The sequence below is a fragment of the Rugamonas fusca genome (genome assembly GCF_014042365.1).
GTDB classification, from domain to species: domain Bacteria; phylum Pseudomonadota; class Gammaproteobacteria; order Burkholderiales; family Burkholderiaceae_D; genus Rugamonas; species Rugamonas fusca.
Genome location: NZ_JACEZS010000003.1, coordinates 112,808 through 128,626, shown reverse-complemented (window position 1 = coordinate 128,626; position 15,819 = coordinate 112,808). Strand labels below are relative to the sequence as shown.

General features: G+C 67.0%; 16 protein-coding genes and 1 tRNA gene. 9 read left to right on the top strand and 8 right to left on the bottom strand.

Going from position 1 to position 15,819, the window contains the following annotated elements:
* Window positions 1-15: 15 nt before the first annotated feature.
* A complete protein-coding gene (locus tag H3H36_RS05365) occupies window positions 16-2,037 on the top strand; it encodes a DUF6600 domain-containing protein (protein WP_182214959.1) in 2,022 nt (673 codons plus the stop codon).
* A gap of 294 nt (window positions 2,038-2,331) precedes the next feature.
* Here H3H36_RS05365 and H3H36_RS05360 read toward each other — a convergent pair whose 3' ends face one another.
* On the bottom strand, window positions 2,332-3,951 hold the full coding sequence (locus tag H3H36_RS05360; RefSeq protein WP_182214958.1) for an alpha-amylase family glycosyl hydrolase: 1,620 nt from the start codon (window positions 3,949-3,951) through the stop codon (window positions 2,332-2,334).
* A 296-nt stretch (window positions 3,952-4,247) separates the two neighbouring features.
* Between H3H36_RS05360 and H3H36_RS05355 the strand changes: the two genes are divergently transcribed.
* Window positions 4,248-4,544, top strand: coding sequence for a DUF493 family protein (locus tag H3H36_RS05355; protein ID WP_182214957.1), 297 nt, complete (start codon window positions 4,248-4,250; stop codon window positions 4,542-4,544).
* Here the strand turns inward: H3H36_RS05355 and gcvA are convergent, their stop codons facing one another.
* Window positions 4,545-5,447, bottom strand: coding sequence for a transcriptional regulator GcvA (gcvA, locus tag H3H36_RS05350; protein ID WP_182214955.1), 903 nt, complete (start codon window positions 5,445-5,447; stop codon window positions 4,545-4,547).
* A 107-nt stretch (window positions 5,448-5,554) separates the two neighbouring features.
* On the opposite strand from gcvA, the gene yfcF reads away from it, so the two are divergent.
* The 5 genes from yfcF (at window position 5,555) to H3H36_RS05325 (ending at window position 10,016) form a co-directional block, all read left to right on the top strand.
* Window positions 5,555-6,178, top strand: a complete 624-nt coding sequence (yfcF, locus tag H3H36_RS05345; protein WP_182214953.1) for a glutathione transferase — start codon at window positions 5,555-5,557, stop codon at window positions 6,176-6,178.
* A gap of 140 nt (window positions 6,179-6,318) precedes the next feature.
* The gene (gene lipB / locus H3H36_RS05340; RefSeq protein WP_182214951.1) at window positions 6,319-6,987 is read left to right on the top strand and encodes a lipoyl(octanoyl) transferase LipB; all 669 of its coding nucleotides are present in this window, start codon (window positions 6,319-6,321) and stop codon (window positions 6,985-6,987) included.
* 98 nt (window positions 6,988-7,085) lie between these two features.
* On the top strand, window positions 7,086-8,075 hold the full coding sequence (gene lipA, locus H3H36_RS05335) for a lipoyl synthase (RefSeq protein WP_182214949.1): 990 nt from the start codon (window positions 7,086-7,088) through the stop codon (window positions 8,073-8,075).
* A 204-nt stretch (window positions 8,076-8,279) separates the two neighbouring features.
* Window positions 8,280-8,702: a PaaI family thioesterase gene (locus H3H36_RS05330; RefSeq protein WP_182214947.1), complete on the top strand. Its 423-nt coding sequence runs from the start codon at window positions 8,280-8,282 to the stop codon at window positions 8,700-8,702.
* A gap of 9 nt (window positions 8,703-8,711) precedes the next feature.
* The gene (locus tag H3H36_RS05325; protein ID WP_375539572.1) at window positions 8,712-10,016 is read left to right on the top strand and encodes a DUF3034 family protein; all 1,305 of its coding nucleotides are present in this window, start codon (window positions 8,712-8,714) and stop codon (window positions 10,014-10,016) included.
* A 30-nt stretch (window positions 10,017-10,046) separates the two neighbouring features.
* Here H3H36_RS05325 and H3H36_RS05320 read toward each other — a convergent pair whose 3' ends face one another.
* The 5 genes from H3H36_RS05320 to H3H36_RS05300 form a co-directional block, all read right to left on the bottom strand.
* Window positions 10,047-10,568 (bottom strand): TlpA disulfide reductase family protein, encoded by a 522-nt coding sequence (locus tag H3H36_RS05320; RefSeq protein ID WP_182214944.1) that lies wholly within the window; start codon window positions 10,566-10,568, stop codon window positions 10,047-10,049.
* Between the two features lie 83 nt (window positions 10,569-10,651).
* The gene (locus H3H36_RS05315; RefSeq protein ID WP_229219754.1) at window positions 10,652-11,302 is read right to left on the bottom strand and encodes a BON domain-containing protein; all 651 of its coding nucleotides are present in this window, start codon (window positions 11,300-11,302) and stop codon (window positions 10,652-10,654) included.
* On the bottom strand, window positions 11,295-11,891 hold the full coding sequence (locus tag H3H36_RS05310) for a phosphoheptose isomerase (RefSeq protein ID WP_182214942.1): 597 nt from the start codon (window positions 11,889-11,891) through the stop codon (window positions 11,295-11,297). The genes H3H36_RS05315 and H3H36_RS05310 overlap by 8 nt, the downstream gene beginning before the upstream one ends.
* Before the next feature lie 56 nt (window positions 11,892-11,947).
* Window positions 11,948-12,298 (bottom strand): YraN family protein, encoded by a 351-nt coding sequence (locus tag H3H36_RS05305; protein WP_182214939.1) that lies wholly within the window; start codon window positions 12,296-12,298, stop codon window positions 11,948-11,950.
* Window positions 12,299-12,305: 7 nt separating this feature from the next.
* On the bottom strand, window positions 12,306-13,466 hold the full coding sequence (locus tag H3H36_RS05300; protein ID WP_311196578.1) for a penicillin-binding protein activator: 1,161 nt from the start codon (window positions 13,464-13,466) through the stop codon (window positions 12,306-12,308).
* Between the two features lie 190 nt (window positions 13,467-13,656).
* On the opposite strand from H3H36_RS05300, the gene rsmI reads away from it, so the two are divergent.
* Window positions 13,657-14,571 carry a 16S rRNA (cytidine(1402)-2'-O)-methyltransferase gene (rsmI, locus tag H3H36_RS05295; protein ID WP_182214936.1) on the top strand — a complete coding sequence of 305 codons (915 nt, stop codon included), beginning with the start codon at window positions 13,657-13,659 and terminating at the stop codon, window positions 14,569-14,571.
* A gap of 125 nt (window positions 14,572-14,696) precedes the next feature.
* A tRNA-Pro gene (locus tag H3H36_RS05290) sits at window positions 14,697-14,773 on the top strand.
* Window positions 14,774-14,898: 125 nt separating this feature from the next.
* On the opposite strand, the gene H3H36_RS05285 is transcribed toward H3H36_RS05290, so the two are convergent.
* Window positions 14,899-15,819: a hydroxymethylglutaryl-CoA lyase gene (locus H3H36_RS05285; protein WP_182214934.1), complete on the bottom strand. Its 921-nt coding sequence runs from the start codon at window positions 15,817-15,819 to the stop codon at window positions 14,899-14,901.

The window sequence follows — 15,819 nt, the reverse complement described above, 5'->3', positions numbered from 1 at the left end:
CTTAGGAGCGCCGCCATGAGCCGCAGCACCCTCACCTCCGCCGTCCTCGCCGCGTTGCTGGCCTGGACTCTGCCCGCGCTGGCCGACGATATTCCGGGCCGGGTGGGCCGCATCTCCAGCGTCGAAGGCCAGGTGACGGTGGTGGGCGAAGGCGACCCGGCCGACGCCATGCTGAACTGGCCGGTGACCACGGGCGACCACCTGAGCACGGCCAGCGGCGCGCGCGGCGAATTCCGCGTGGGGCCGGCCGCCATCCGGCTCGATGGCGATACCGACCTGGAGGTGGTGCAGCTGGACGATGACAACGTGCGCCTGCGCCTGAACTACGGCAGCGCCAGCGTGCACCTGCGCGATGGCAGCCTGCTGCGCGATTTCGAATTGACCACCCCGCAAGCGCGCGTGACGATGGTGGAACCGGGCACGGTGCGGGTGGACGCTGAGCGCCTGCCCGACACCACCGTCGTCAACGTGCTGGCCGGCGTGGCGCGGGTGGACGGCGCCGGCAGCCAGCTGGTGGTGCGGGCCGGCTACCGCGGTGAAGTGAGCAGTGATGACGTGCGCACCGGCGCCGCCTTGCGCGATGGCTTCGACAGCTGGGCCGAGCTGCGCGACCGCCAGTACGAAACGTCGATCGCCAGCCGCTACGTGCCCAGTGAAGTGACCGGCTACGAGGAGCTGGACCGCTACGGCAGCTGGACCGACAGTCCCGATTATGGCCCCTTGTGGACGCCGCGCGTGGTGGCCACCGACTGGGCGCCCTACCGTGACGGCCAATGGATCTGGATGGTGACCTTCGGCTGGACCTGGGTCGACAACGCGCCCTGGGGTTACGCGCCATCGCACTACGGCCGCTGGGTGATGGTCAACCGCCGCTGGTGCTGGGCGCCGGGGCGCTACGTGGGCCGGCCCGCGTGGGCGCCGGCGCTGGTGGGCTGGGTGGGCGGCGACCGGCTGCAAGCGTCGCACCGCGATGGCCGCCGGGGACCGGGCCTGGGCTGGTATCCGCTGGCGCCCCATGAGGCATACGCGCCGCCATTCCATTTGTCGCCCGAGCACGAGCGGCGTCTCGTGTGGACCCACAATGGCCGCCCGGCTGAGCGCCGCGATGGCCCCCACGAAGGCGTGACCGTGGTGCCGCGCGACCGCTTCGATGCGGGCCACGTGGTGCCGGTGCACGCCGGCCCGCAAGTGATCCTGCCGCCGGCCGTGGTGCGCACGGCGCCGCTGGTGGCGGCCCCCGCCCCGGCCGCACCAACGCATGCCTATGACCGGCGCCGCTTCGACGGCGATGACCGGCGGCCCGAGCGCGGCGGCGCCGCCTATGCGCCGCAGGGCCAGGCCGTGCAGCCGCAGCAGCGCCTGCCGCAGAACACCCTACCGGGACAGGTGCCGACAGTGCCGGTGCGCCCATCGTACCCGCAACCGTCGCAGCCGGCGTCCCGGCAGCAGTTGCAGCAACAACAACAGCAGCAGTTATTGCAACAGCAACAACAGCAACAACAGCAATTGCAGCAACGGCAGCGCCAGGACGAACAGCAACGCCAGCAGTTCGAGGAACAGCAACGGCGCCAGCGTCAACAGCAGCAGTTGCAGAACCAGCAGCCAGTCCAGCCCTTGACCACGCAGCCGCCGGGCCGCCTGATCGAGCCGCGCGGCACCCAGCAGCCGGCGCAGGATGATCGTAGCCGGGAGCGGTTCGAGCGCGGCGAGCGTGGCGTGCGCTATGAAGATGGCCGGCGGCAGATCCGGCCGGAAGGCGAACCATCGCGCCCCGTCGCCCAGCCGGTCCAGGCGCCGCCCCAGCAGCCGCCGCTCCAGCCGCCACCCCAGCGTGTGGTGGTCCCCCAGCAGCAAGCGCCATCCCAGCCGCAGCCATTCCAGGTACCGGCCCGGCCCGCGGCGCAGCCGCAAGCCACGCCGCAGGCGCAGCCCCAGCAGCGCGAGCAGGCGCATCCGGGCGGCGGTCATCCGGCCAACGAGAACGACAGGCGCCGTGATGAAGAGCGCGAGAAGCGTGGCCACCAGGTGGAGCGCTGACGGGGCGCCAGGCCGCCATCACGGGCCTATCCTGCATTTCAGTCGCGAAAATTGGCCGTTCAGGCCACAAATGTTGCCGTTCATCACAAAGTTGTAGCTAAAAACATTACTTTTATATACAGTATGCGTTTTAGGCAACAACGGCGACAGCGCGGCACGACAGGGAGCATACTCCCGCAACGCCAGATCGTCGGGATCGTACCGAGTCTATCCCGACTATTTTCAAGACAGTGAGAATAGTTTTTTAAGCCAGCTTCTCCAGCTGGCTTTTTTTTGTGCGCGGCATCGGCGCGCTCAAGGCAGGTCGTCGCTGCTGCCCATCATCCAGCCATACGGCCCCAGCCTGGCGTCTTCTTGGTGCCAGCCTGACGCGTAGAGCGTCGCCACGCGCGTGAACCCGGCCCCGAGCGTCACCGCCGTGGACGACAGATTGGCCAGCACCACGATGCGCTCGCAGCCGTCATCGCGGGTAAAGCCGATGACGCCGGGTGGCAAGTGGTCCAGGAACGCCGTCGCGCCGGCGCGCAGGGCGGCGTGGCGGCGGCGCAGGCCGATCAGGGCCTGGTAATGCGCGTACAGCGCGCCATCGAAGCACTGCCAGTTGAGCTGGTAGGGGTCGAACAGCACTGGCCAGCCAGTCCAGCTCGGTTCGTCGAATTCCTGGCCCATCAGCAGGTGCGGCACCCCGTCCATGGCCAGCATCACGGTGGCGGCCGGGCCATGGGCGGCGCGGCCCAGGAAGGCGGAGGCGCGCCCTTGCTCCTTGTCTTCCAGCCAGCGCATGCGCAAGGCCCCGCGCGGGAAGCTGTAGGTGGACTCGTTCCAGTAGCGGGCGAAGGCGGCGCCGTCCGCCTCGCCGTGGGCGCAGCGGCGCAACATCTCACGCGTGCCGCCTTCGTAGGTCAGGTCGCAGGCGGCCAGGTGGTGGAATTCATCGTAGGACTGGGAAATCAGGGCGATGTCAGGCCGCAGCGCCGCCAGCGCCGCGCGGATCTCATCGAGGAAATCACAGGGGGTGATGTCGGAGTCGTCGAAGCGCAAGCCATCGAAGCCGTAGCGTTCGATCCAGCCGCGCATGCTGTCGATCAGGTAGTGCCGCAGGGCGCGGTCGGCGAAGTCGAAACCGGCGAAGTAACCGCGCTCGGGGACGGCGTAATAGATGCTGCCGTCGGCGCGCCGCGTGTACCAGTGGGGATGGGTGCGCGTGAACGGGTGGTCCACGCTGCTGCGGTTGAGCGTCCAGTCCAGGATCACGCGCATGCCGCGCGCGTGGGCCGCGTCCACCAGCGCGCGCAGGGAGGCGGCGTCGCCCAGGGCGGGATCGATGGCGTCGAAATCGCGCACCGCGTACGGGTCGCCCCGCGTGCCGCGCCGCCCTTCGATGCCGATGGGATGGACTGGCATGATCCACAGGATGTCGGCGCCCAGCTCGCTCAGGTAGCCTAGCCTGGCGCGCACGCCATCGAAGTCGCCGCCGAAGGCAGGCACGGACAACTGGTAGATCACGCCGTCGCGCAGCCAGTCGGGGCTGGCCAGCGCCGCGCGCGCGTGCAGCGGGCCGGGTGCGGCGGCGCTCAGGCCCGGCTCACGCATCAGCACCGCGCCGGATGCATCGACCGTCAGGCAGGAGTTGTGTTGGCCATCTTCCGAGATCCAGGGATTGGCGGGATCGGCGATCCAGTCCTTGCCGTCGATGACGAGCTTGTAGAGGTGCCGCCCGGCCGGTATGGGCAGCGTGGCCTGCCAGCGCGTGGGCGACACGGGTTCCAGCATGCAGGCGTCGCCCACCCAGCTGTTGAAGGTGCCGGCCAGGGCGACACTGCGGGTGCCGGGCGCGGCATCGAAAACAAAGCGCACGCCGCCAGGGACGGCGCACGGCAGCATGGCCGGGTCGGCGCGAAATTGCAGGTCCACGGTATTCCTTTCAGGGATGCTCGGCGGGTGTCTGAACGCCGTACGGTGCGACGGTAGTGTGTAATTCAACTACATCATTGTAGTAAAGTAAACACTGATTGGAAATTTTATCCTTGGTTTCTGTCTCATTGCGCTCTTGCGCATGCAATTTTTTGGGTAATTAAGCTACATTCATTGGACGCAATGACACCCGTGCCCGCAGCCGCCGGGCCACAGCCGGCACTGGTAATTCCCGAATTGGCTACAATATGCGGGTGAGCGCCGCGTTGGCGCGACCGTTTTTTACATTGATTGGAATGACCATGGCAGCGACGATCCCACCCAACATCCCTCCCTCGGAGTCCCTCATCGAGTACCCGAGCGACTTCCCGATCAAGGTGATGGGCTTGACGCATGTCGAGTTCACCACCACGATCCTGCAGGTGGTGCAGAAGCACGATCCGACTTTCCACGAAGGCAAGCTGGAGGCGCGTCCCTCGGCCAAGGGCAATTACATGGGCCTGACGGTGGTGGTGCGCGCCACCAGCCGCGAACAGCTCGACGCGTTGTACACCGAACTGTCGGGCCACCCCATGGTCAAGGTGGTGCTGTAATCAAGCGCCCTGCTGCTGCCGGAATTTGTCGATTTCGGCCAGCAGCCAGGCGCGGAACGCCTGCACCTGCGGCTTGACGGCCGCCGCCGGCGGACTGACGAAGTAATACTCATCCGGGCATGGCGTGGCGATATCGAACAGCCGCAGCAGCTGGCCCGAGGCGATTTCCTGCATCGCCACCACATGGCGCACCAGCGCCACGCCGTTGCCATCGACGGCCGAACGCACCAGCATCGACAAATCCTCGAACATCACGCCGCCCGACGGTTCGGCCAACGCCAGGCCGGCCGCGCGGAACCACGGCGTCCACGGTTCCACCGAGCGCAGCAGGCAAGCCTGTTCCAGTTCGGCCGGCGTGGCCGGCAGCCGTCCGCCCCGGTACGCGGGGCTCACCACCGGGTAGTACACATCCCCCATCAGCCGCTGCACCACCATGCCCGGATAATGGCCGCGGCCGAAGCGGATGCCCACGTCGACCGCGTCGCGTACCAGGTCCTGCAACTGGCCGCTGGCCTGCAGCACCACTTCCACGTCCGGATGCTGGTCGATGAACTGGCCCAGCCGGGGCGCCAGCCAGCGCGCCGCGAACGAGGGTATCGACGACACGGTCAGGCGCCGGCTGGCGCTGGTGGGCCGCAGCGCGTCGGCCGCCGTGGCGATGTCGCTGAAGGCCTTGGCCAGCTGGTGGGCGAAGCGCAGGCCATCGGCCGTCACCTTCACGTGGCGGCCATTGCGCACGAACAGCGGCGTGCCCAGTTCCTGCTCCAGCGCCCGCACCTGGTGGCTGATGGCGCCATGGGTCAGGTGCAGTTCCTCGGCCGCGCGCGAGAAATTCTGGTGGCGGGCCGCCGCCTCGAACGCGCGCAGGGCGGAAAAATTGGGCAGGCGATGCGGGCCAGACATGGTTTTATGTGAATAGAATTAGCTACAGTTGCCAAAATATATCGTTATGTCGCGCGCGTCGCAAGGCTTACCATGTGAAATCCATTCAATCAGCAGCCGGAGCCTTCATGTCCTTCAAACTGGTCGTCGACAGCCTGTTCGCCAGCCCTTACGCCATGTCCGTGTACGTGGCGCTGACCGAGAAGGGCTTGCCCTTCAGCCTGGAAACCATGGACCTGGAAGCGGGTGCGCACCGCCGCGCGCCGTACCGCGAGCTGGCGCTGACGGGCCGCGTTCCGGCCCTGGTGCATGAAGGGTTTGTATTGACGGAGTCGAGCGCCGTGGCCGAGTACCTCGATGAAGCGTTTCCCGCGCCGCAATACACGGCCTTGTATCCGCAGGAGATCCACGCCCGCGCCCGCGCGCGCCAGTTGCAGGCGTGGCTGCGCAGTGACCTGATGCCGCTGCGCGTCGAACGCAACACGGAGTCGGTGTTCTTCCGCCCCACCAGTGTGCCGCTCAGCGCCGAGGCCCAGGCATGCGCCGACCGGCTGATCGCTGCGGCGGAACGGCTGGTGGACGGCGCCAACCTGTTCGGCCGCTGGAGCATCGCCGATACCGACCTGGCCATGATGCTGCAACGCCTGATCGTCAATGGCGACCCGGTGCCGCCACGGTTGCGCGACTATGCGGTCGGCCAGTGGCAGCGCCCATCCGTGCAGCGCTGGCTGGCCCATCACGAGCCCAACTGAGGCCGGCGGCGCGCCGGGCCGCCCGCCCCGGCTGCGGCCGGCTTGACGGGGCGGACGAGCCTGGAATGCCGGCCTGGCTTATAATGCGGGGTTCCGGTTTCCCGCCGTCCGGCTCCGAAACCAGCCTGCAGCCTGTCATTATGTCCACATTCCAAGCCGAACCGGCGTTGATCCGCCACCTGGGCCGCGCCGATTATGAACCGACGTTCGCGGCCATGCGCGCCTTCACGGACGCCCGCACCCCTGAAACGCGCGATGAATTCTGGATCGTCGAGCACCCGCCCGTGTTCACGCTGGGCCTGGGCGCCGATCGCGGCCACCTGTTGGCCGGCGCCGATTCGATCCCTGTGGTACAAACCGACCGCGGCGGCGAAGTGACCTACCACGGCCCCGGCCAGGTCGTGATCTACCTGCTGATGGACTTGCGCCGCAACAAGCCCGGCGGCAAGCTGTACGCGCGCCAATTCGTGCATAAAATCGAACAAGCGATCATCAACGTCTTAGGGGCGTATAATCTCGCAGGCGAGCGCGTCGAAGGCGCGCCCGGCATCTACATGGCCGACGGGCCGAAGCAGGGCGCCAAGATCGCCGCCCTCGGCCTGAAAGTGCGCGGCAACGGCTGCACCTACCATGGCCTGTCGCTCAACGTGGCGATGGACCTGGCGCCGTTTTCCTGGATCAATCCCTGTGGCTATGCCGGACTGGAAACGGTCGACATGCGCTCCATGGGCGCGCCGGCCGAACTGGCCGACGTGCAGCAGGCGCTGGCCGAGGAACTGGTGCGCGTACTGGCGCATACTGAAACGTAATGAAAGCCTGACCCAGGTAGCGCCGCAAGCGGCAAGTTTGCACAACAGGCAAGCCGATCTCGACTAACCAACCACCGCCCATGTGGGCACGCAGCCAAATGACGACTCCAGACACCAACTCCACCGTCGCCCCCGCTTACAACCCGAGCGAAAAGCAAAAAGGCGCCAGCAAAACGGCGCGCATTCCGATCAAGATCGTGCCGGTCGAGCAGGTGGAGCGGTTGAAGAAGCCGGACTGGATCCGCGTCAAGGGCGCCTCCGCCTCGACCCGCTTCTACGAGATCAAGGACATCCTGCGCGAGAACAAGCTGGTGACCGTGTGCGAGGAAGCGAGCTGCCCCAACATCGGCGAATGCTTCGGCAAGGGCACGGCCACCTTCATGATCATGGGCGACAAGTGCACCCGCCGCTGCCCGTTCTGCGACGTGGGCCACGGCCGTCCGGACCCGCTGGACAAGGACGAACCGGCCAACCTGTCCAAGACCATCGCCGCCCTCAAGCTGAACTACGTGGTGATCACCTCGGTGGACCGCGACGACCTGCGCGACGGCGGCGCCGGCCACTTCGTCGAGTGCATCCAGCACACGCGCGCCGTATCGCCCAAGACCCAGATCGAAGTGCTGGTGCCGGACTTCCGCGGCCGCCTGGAAAAGGCGCTGGAACTGTTCAAGGACGGCTTGCCGGACGTGATGAACCACAACCTGGAAACCGTGCCGCGCCTGTACAAGGAAGCCCGTCCCGGTTCCGACTACCTGCACTCGCTCAAGCTGCTCAAGGACTTCAAGGCCATCTACCCGGACGTCAAGACCAAGTCCGGCATCATGGTCGGCCTGGGCGAGACGGACGAGGAAATCCTGCAGGTGATGCGCGACATGCGCGAGCACGACATCGACATGCTGACCATCGGCCAGTACCTGGCGCCATCGAACAGCCACCTGCCGGTGCGCCGCTACGTGCACCCGGACGTGTTCAAGATGTTCGAGGCCGAAGCCTACAAGATGGGCTTCAAGCACGCCGCCGTGGGCGCCATGGTGCGCAGCTCGTATCACGCGGACGTGCAGGCGCATAACGTGCTGGCTGGCGAATAAGCGTTAGGGCACTGCCCCGTGAGGACAAGGCCGCTGATTTCAGCGGCCTTTTTTGTACGTGCCTCTCGTGCCGCGCCCTGAGCGGTCGCCATGTGATGCCAAGACGGCATCGCGCCACGCGCGCTGGCGAAAGTTGCTATCATCGGAGCACATATCCGGGGCGGCGCCGCGTTCCGGCCCGCAACCGATTCCGACCGAACCGCCATGGACGACAACAAATTCACCCCCGATTATTTCAACCAGTTCGGCGTCGGCACGCTGCCGGCCCACCTGGGCATCACCGTCACCGACGTGCGCGAGGGCAGCGTGACGGCTGAATTCGAGGTCACGCCGCAGCACCTGGCGCCCAATGGCTACCTGCACGCCGGCAGCGTGGTGACGCTGGCCGACACGGCCTGTGGCTACGCCTGCGTGGCCCACCTGCCCGAAGGGGCGGCCAGCTTCACCACCATCGAACTGAAGTCCAACCACCTGGGCACGGCGCGCGAGGGGACGGTGGAGGCCACGGCCACCTTGGTCCACCTGGGCAAGACCACCCAGGTGTGGGACGCCACCGTGCGCAACAAGGCCAGCGGCAAGACCATGGCGCTGTTCCGCTGCACGCAAATGCTGCTGTATCCGAAATAAGGAGGCGCGATGGGCCGACAGATGACGCTGGCGGGACTGGCGCTGCTGCTGCCAGCCACGCTGGCCATGGCGCAGGCGCCCGCCCCGGACGATGCCGTCTACCGTGGGCTGGGCGGCCAGGAGGGCATCCACAAGATCGTCGCCACCTTCATTCCACTGGTGCTGGCCGATCCGAAGATCCGCGACAGCTTCGAGGATTTCGACATGGAGCAGCTGGCCACGCGCCTGGGCGAGCAGTTCTGCGAAGTGAGCGGCGGCCCCTGCACCTACACCGGCAAGTACCGCGACAAGACCATGGACGGCGTGGGCACCGTGCGCGACATGGCCACCGTGCACCAGGACCTGAAGATCACCGACGCCCAGTTCAATGCGCTGGCCGAGGACCTGCAACTGGCCATGGCGCGCAACCAGGTGCCCAACGGCGTGGCCAACCGCCTGATCGCCAGGCTGGCGCCGATGCGGTCCATGATCGTCACCGCGCGCGCCGATATGGGCCGGCCGGACCTGGGCAAGTTGCTGGCCACGGGCGGCGTGAGCCAGCTGGAAGGCGCGGCCGGCGGCGGCCTGACGCCGTGGGCCCTGATCGGCGGCTACGGCACCCGCGACAGCTGGGGCGCCAACGTCCATTACACGTGGGTGCACACGCAGGACTACGCGCTGGGCAGTGGCGGCGTGGCCGTGGGCGTGGCCGACCGGCTGGAGTTGTCGCTGGCCGAACAGACTTTCGCGGGCAGCCTGGCGCCGCTGGACCGGCTGCGGCTGCGCCAGGACATCATCGGCCTCAAGCTGCGCGTGGCCGGCGACGCCGTCTACGGCCAGGACAGCCTGCTGCCGCAGCTGGCCATCGGTGTGCTCTACAAGCGTGACAAGGGTATCGGCGGCCTGGGCGCGCTGGGGGTGACGGATGTGCGCCAGCTGGGCGCACGCGACGACCACGGCTACGACTACTACGTGGCGGCCACCAAGCTGCTGCTCGAACACAGCCTGCTGTTGAACGGCACCGTGCGCGCCACCCGCGCCAACCAGATGGGTTTACTGGGCTTTGGCGGCGACCGCGGCGACAGCATGCGGCTGATGCCGGAAGTGTCGCTGGCCTGGCTGGCCGACCGCAAGCTGGTGCTGGGCGTGGAATACCGCCGCAAACCGCACAACCTGAGCGTGGACAACGAGAAGGCGTATTACGACGCGTTCGTGGCCTGGTTCCCGACCAAGCAGGTGTCGGTGACGGCGGCCTACGCGGTGCTGGGCGATATCACGGTGTTCAATCCGGTGCGCCAGCGCGGCCCCTACCTGTCGCTGCAGGCTGGCTTCTGACGTAAAAAAAGGAGCCGGCGGCTCCTTTTTTCATCCTTGCAGGGCTTTTTCCAGCAGCTTGTGCAGGGCCGGGAATTCCGGCTGGCCCACGTAGCGCTTGAGGATCTTGCCATCCTTGTCGATGACGAAGGTGGTGGGCGTCATGGCCACGTCGCCGTAGGCCTTGGCCGCGTCACCGCTCACGTCCAGCGCCACCTTGAACGGCAGCTGGCGCGTTTCGGTGTAGTTGACAACGTAGTTGGGCGGGTCGTATTTCATGGCTACGGCCACGAATTCCAGTCCCTGCGACTTGTACTTATTGTACGTTTCCACCATCTGCGGCATCTCGGCCACGCAGGTCGCGCACGAGGTGGCCCAGAAATTGACCATCACCACCTTGCCATGCAGGCTCTCGGGCGAAATCTTCTCGCCCTTGATGCTCATGAAGGTGACGGCGGGCGCGCTGCTGTGCTGGTTCAGCGTGGCGTAGGCGGCCAGGCCGGCACCGGCCAGCAGCACGGCGGCCAGCGCGGGCTTGAGCCAGGCTTTGGAGGAGGAAGTGGTCGCTTGCATGGTCAAAATGGAGCAGCTGGATAATGTACGGGCCATTATAGACCCGTATTCTTAAGCGTGTCTTTTGAGGTCCGTGCCGGCCTTTATTGGCCGCCGCCCTGCGCGGCCTGGGCCGGCGTCGGCTTGGGCTGGTAGGACTTCCATTCCTCTTCCGAGATGTACTCGAACACCTTGACCACCTTTTGCACGCCGCTCACGCCGCGCGCCACTTCGGCCGCGATGGTGCCTTCGCGCTGGGTCACCCGGCCCATCAGGAACACGGCGCCCCGTTCGGTCACCACCTTGAAGGTGTTGGCCGAGATGTCCTTCTGGTCCACCAGGCTGGCCTTGACCTTGGTGGTGATCAGGGCATCATTGGAGCGCGAGGTGAAGCTGCTCAGGCCCGAGATTTCCAGTTCGTTCACGGTCGAGGCCACCCCTTCGATGCCGCGTACTTCACGCTCGACCTGTTCCTTCATGGCCTGGTCGCGCACCTCGCCCGTCAGCAGGGCGCGGCGGTTGAAGCTGTTGATGTTCACGTGGCCGGCATCGCCCACCAGGTTGTGCACCTTGATCTCGGCCTTCACGACGATGGCCTGGTCTTCCGTCTGGGCGCCGAAGGTGCGGCGGTCCGAGGCGGCCACGGTGCCCACCACGGCGCCGCCGACCATCATCTCCACGCAGCCCGACAGGGTGGCCAGCATGGCGCCGCACAGCAGCGTCATGGCCAGTGGGCGTTGCCAGACTTTACTCATTGACGTCTCCTCCGAACAGGGCGACGTCGATGCCGTCGCAGATGCAGTGTATGGTCACCAGGTGCACTTCCTGGATGCGGGCCGTGCGGTCGGCCGGCACGCAGATGTGGACGTCGGCGTCGGTCAGCATCTTGCCGATGGCGCCGCCGCCCTTGCCCGTCATGGCCACCACCCGCATCTCGCGCTCCAGTGCCGCCTCGATGGCCGCCATCACGTTGGCCGAGTTGCCCGAGGTGGACAGCGCCAGCAGGATGTCGCCGGCCTGGCCGAAGGCCTGCACCTGCTTGGAGAAGATGTCGCGGTAGCTGTAGTCGTTGGCCACGGCCGTCAGGATCGAGGTGTCCGTGGTCAGCGCCAGCGCCGGCAGCGGGAAGCGTTCGCGCTCGAAGCGGCCCACCAGCTCGGCCGCGAAGTGCTGGGCGTCGGCGGCCGAACCGCCATTGCCGCACACGAGGATCTTGTTGCCGTTCGAGAGCGCGGAGAACATCATCTCGATCGCTTGCGCGATTGGCTGGGCCAGCACGGTGGCCGATTGGATTTTGAGTTCGGCACTTTCGTGGAAGTGCGACAGGATGCGTTGAGTATTCATAGTCGGCGATTATAGTGCAATGGCCGTGCCCGCCCCACAAGCGCTGAAAAAAATGCTTACATTTGCAGCACATTGCGCAGCCAGCGCAACTGGCCGGCGTCGATGGCCACCACGTCGAAGCGGCACGGCGGCAGCGTGGCGCAGCGCTGCAGGTAGACCTGGGCCGCGCGCACCATGCGCTGCTGCTTGCGCGCCGTGATGCTGGCGGCGGCCCCGCCGTGGCGCATGTCGGAGCGGCGCCGCACTTCGATGAACACCAGGTGGGCGCCGTCGCGCATGATCAGGTCGATCTCGCCGCCCTTGCACAGGAAATTGCGGGCCACCAGCGTCAGGCCGTGCCGGGCCAGGTGGGCCAGCGCCTCGTCCTCGCCCTCGCTGCCCGTTTGCTGGCGCTCGGTGCGGGCCATGGCGTGCTCACGGCGCCACAGGCTGCGGCACGCCGTTCTTGTACACGGCGGCCTGCTCGATGCGCTCGAAACTGGCCGGACCCTGGCCGAAGCTGACCGTCAGCCGTCCCGTCACGCCATCGAGCTGGAAGCGCACGCCCGCATGGTGGCCGATCTCGCGCGCCACGCGGTAGGCGTCGATGCCCAGCGCGTACAGCCGTTCCAGGTCGGCCGCGCCGGGCTTGCGCTCCTCGGGCTGGGGCGGATGAGGATAGACCATCACGGCCGGATGGTCGGCCTGCAGTTGCCATGGCAGGTCCAGCAGCCGCACGCCATCGAGCTCCTGGGTGGGGAAGTTGCTGCCGTTGCCGGGATTGAGCGAGGAGGTGCCGTAAATGGGCGGCAGCTCCGGCAGCGCGCCTTCGAGCGCACCACGCAGCTGGCGGGCCTGGGCCGCGTCCAGCGCGGCGAACAGCAGGCCGGGCGCGTCCGTTTGCAGGCGCGCGCGCAGCTGCACCAGTTCCGGGTCGTTCAGGTAGCCGTTGGCCGCGCCCAGTTCCACCGTCTTGACGGCCAGTCCCTGGCGCTGCCACTGGCTGGTGAAGGCGGCGGCGATGCGGCGCTGCCACGGCGTGCCGGTGGCCAGCACCAGCGCGCTGGCGCCCGGATGTTCGCTGGACGCCCAGTTGGCGGCCTGGCGCGCCTCCTCTTCGATCGACAGGCCCATGGCCAGCATGCGCGCCGGCAGTGGCGACTGGCCGGGATTGCCGTAGCCTTCTGGCGTGTTGAGGGCGATGGTGGGCTTGCGCAGCAGCGGACTGGCGGCCAGCGCGCCGACGGCCGAGCGGCCCAGCGGTCCCACGATCAGGTCCGCCTGTTCCTGGGCGCTGGCGTAGGTGGCCAGCACGTCGCTGGTCGCGTCACCGGTGTCGGCCACGGTGACGGTGACGCCGTCGCGGTCGCGCTCCCAGGCGGCCAGGAAGCCGGCCTTGACGGCGGCGGCGGCCTGGCCCAGCGTGTCCGAGCGCAGCGGCAACAGCAGCGCCACGCGCAGCGGCGCGTTGGAGGGGATGGCGTCCATGTCGGGCGCCGGCGTGGTGCCAGGCCCGTTGGCCAGCGATGGCATGGCCGTGCCCGTCGCACCGGACTGGCCGGCGGCGCCGGGCATGGCGACGGCGAAGGTTTCCACCCGCGCCGGCGGTGGTGCGGGGGCGGGCCGCGGCGCCGGGGCCGCGACGGGCGCGGGCGGTGGGCTTGTAATTGAGGTGATAGGCGCGCACAATCGCCCGGGCGCGTCACAGGGCGTGCTGCAGCCGGCCAGTCCGGCCACCATGCCCAGCAACAGCAATCTCACACTTTTAGCCAGCATCCTACCCCCAATGACCGTACAAGATTCCAGCACCATCGCCACCCTGCCCGTGATGGGCGAAATGGCGCACCAGACCTATCCTAGCGCAACATTGTATGTAGTGGCGACGCCGATCGGCAATGTCACTGACATTAGCTTGCGCGCGCTGCATGTCTTGAGCCTGGTCAACGCGGTGGCGTGCGAAGATACCCGCAACACGGCCCAGCTAATGAACCGCTTCGGCCTGCACCAGCCCCTGATCGCCGCCCACCAGCACAACGAGCGCGAAGTGGCCGACACGCTGATCGCGCGCCTGCAGGCGGGCGAGCGGATCGCGCTGGTGTCGGACGCCGGCACGCCGGCCGTGTCCGACCCCGGCGCGCGCATCGTGGACGCCGTGCGCGCGGCGGGGCTGCGCGTGCTGCCGCTGCCGGGCGCCTCGGCGGCCGTGACGGCCTTGTCGGCCAGCGGGCTGGTGAACGACCAGTTCTACTTCGTCGGCTTCCTGCCGGCCAAGGCCAGGCAGCGCGAATCGTTTTTGCAGTCGCTGCGGGGCGTGACGGCCACCATGGTGTTCTACGAGGCGCCGCACCGCATCCTCGATTGCGCCGGCGCGCTGGCGGCCGTGTTCGAGCCGGAGCGCCAGGTGGTGTTCGCGCGCGAGCTGACCAAGATGTTCGAGGAAATCCACCGCTGCCCGCTGTCCGAGGCCGAAGCGTGGATCAAGGCCGACCCGCACCGGGAAAAAGGCGAATTCGTGGTGCTGCTGGCCGGCGCCCCGGCTGCCGACGAGGCGCAGGACGCGGAGGCCGAGCGCATCCTGTCCATATTGCTGGCCGAATGCCCGGTCAAGCAGGCGGCCTCGCTGGCGGCGCAGATCACGGGGCGCAAGAAGAACGCGCTGTACGAACTGGCCCTGAAGATGAAGGCGGATGGTGCCGAATAAGCGGGCTTCGTGTGGCATCAACCTTGAATTTTCTGCCATTTACCTTGAAAAATTCGCGCCATGGTACATACTGTTTGGCTTGACCCTTGACGGATCGTGCTTGAGTCTGTATGATTCTCTTTATTCGGAGTGTAGCGCAGCCCGGTAGCGCATCTGGTTTGGGACCAGAGGGTCCAAGGTTCGAATCCTTGTACTCCGACCAAAATTTAAAACCCCGTGTGATGGCAACGTCACACGGGGTTTTTCCATTCCCGCCCGCAAAATCGGGGACGTAACACGGTTTTTCCGCTCGGGAAAACCGTGTTACGTCCCCGATTTTGCTTCGAGTTAATTCGCGCGCTTGGCGGCGATGGCGTTGCCGGCGCGGCTGGCGCCCTTGCGGCCCAGGAATTGCGAGATGAACTGGCCGGCGTCGACCACGATGTCGAGGTCGATGCCCGTTGCCACACCCAGCCCCTGCATCATGTACAGCACATCCTCGGTGGCCACGTTGCCGGTGGCGCCCTTGGCGTACGGGCAGCCGCCCAGGCCGGACACGGACGAGTGGAAGATGGCGATCCCCACTTCCATGCTGGCGTAGATGTTGGCCAGCGCCTGGCCGTAGGTGTCGTGGAAGTGGCCCGACAGGCCGTCCAGCCGGAACGCGGCGGCGGCCCGCTCCATCACCGCCTGCGTCTGGCGCGGGGTGGCCACGCCGATGGTGTCGGCGATGTCGATCTCGTCGCAGCCCAGGTCGCGCATGCGGCCCACCACGTCGGCCACCGCGTCCAGCGGCACCTCGCCCTGGTAGGGGCAGCCGAAGGCGCAGCTGATGCTGCCGCGCAGGCGCAGGCCGTTATCCTTGGCGGCCTTGGCCACGCCTTCGAAGCGGGCGATCGATTCGGCGATCGAGCAGTTGATGTTCTTTTGCGAGAACGCTTCCGAGGCCGAGCCGAAAATCACCACTTCGTCGGCACGGGCGGCCAGCGCCGCTTCAAATCCTTGCATGTTGGGCGTGAGGGCCGAGTAGATCACGCCCGGCTTGCGCACGATGGCGTCCATCACGTCGCGGCTGGTGGCCATCTGCGGCACCCACTTGGGCGACACGAACGATGCCGCCTCGATGTTCTGGAAGCCGGCGCTGGCGAGGCGGTTCACCAGTTCGATCTTCACGTCGGCCGGGACGTTTTCCTTCTCGTTCTGCAGGCCGTCGCGCGGCCCCACTTCGACGATCTTGACTTGCTTGGGCAGGCTAGCTTGCTTGTTCAT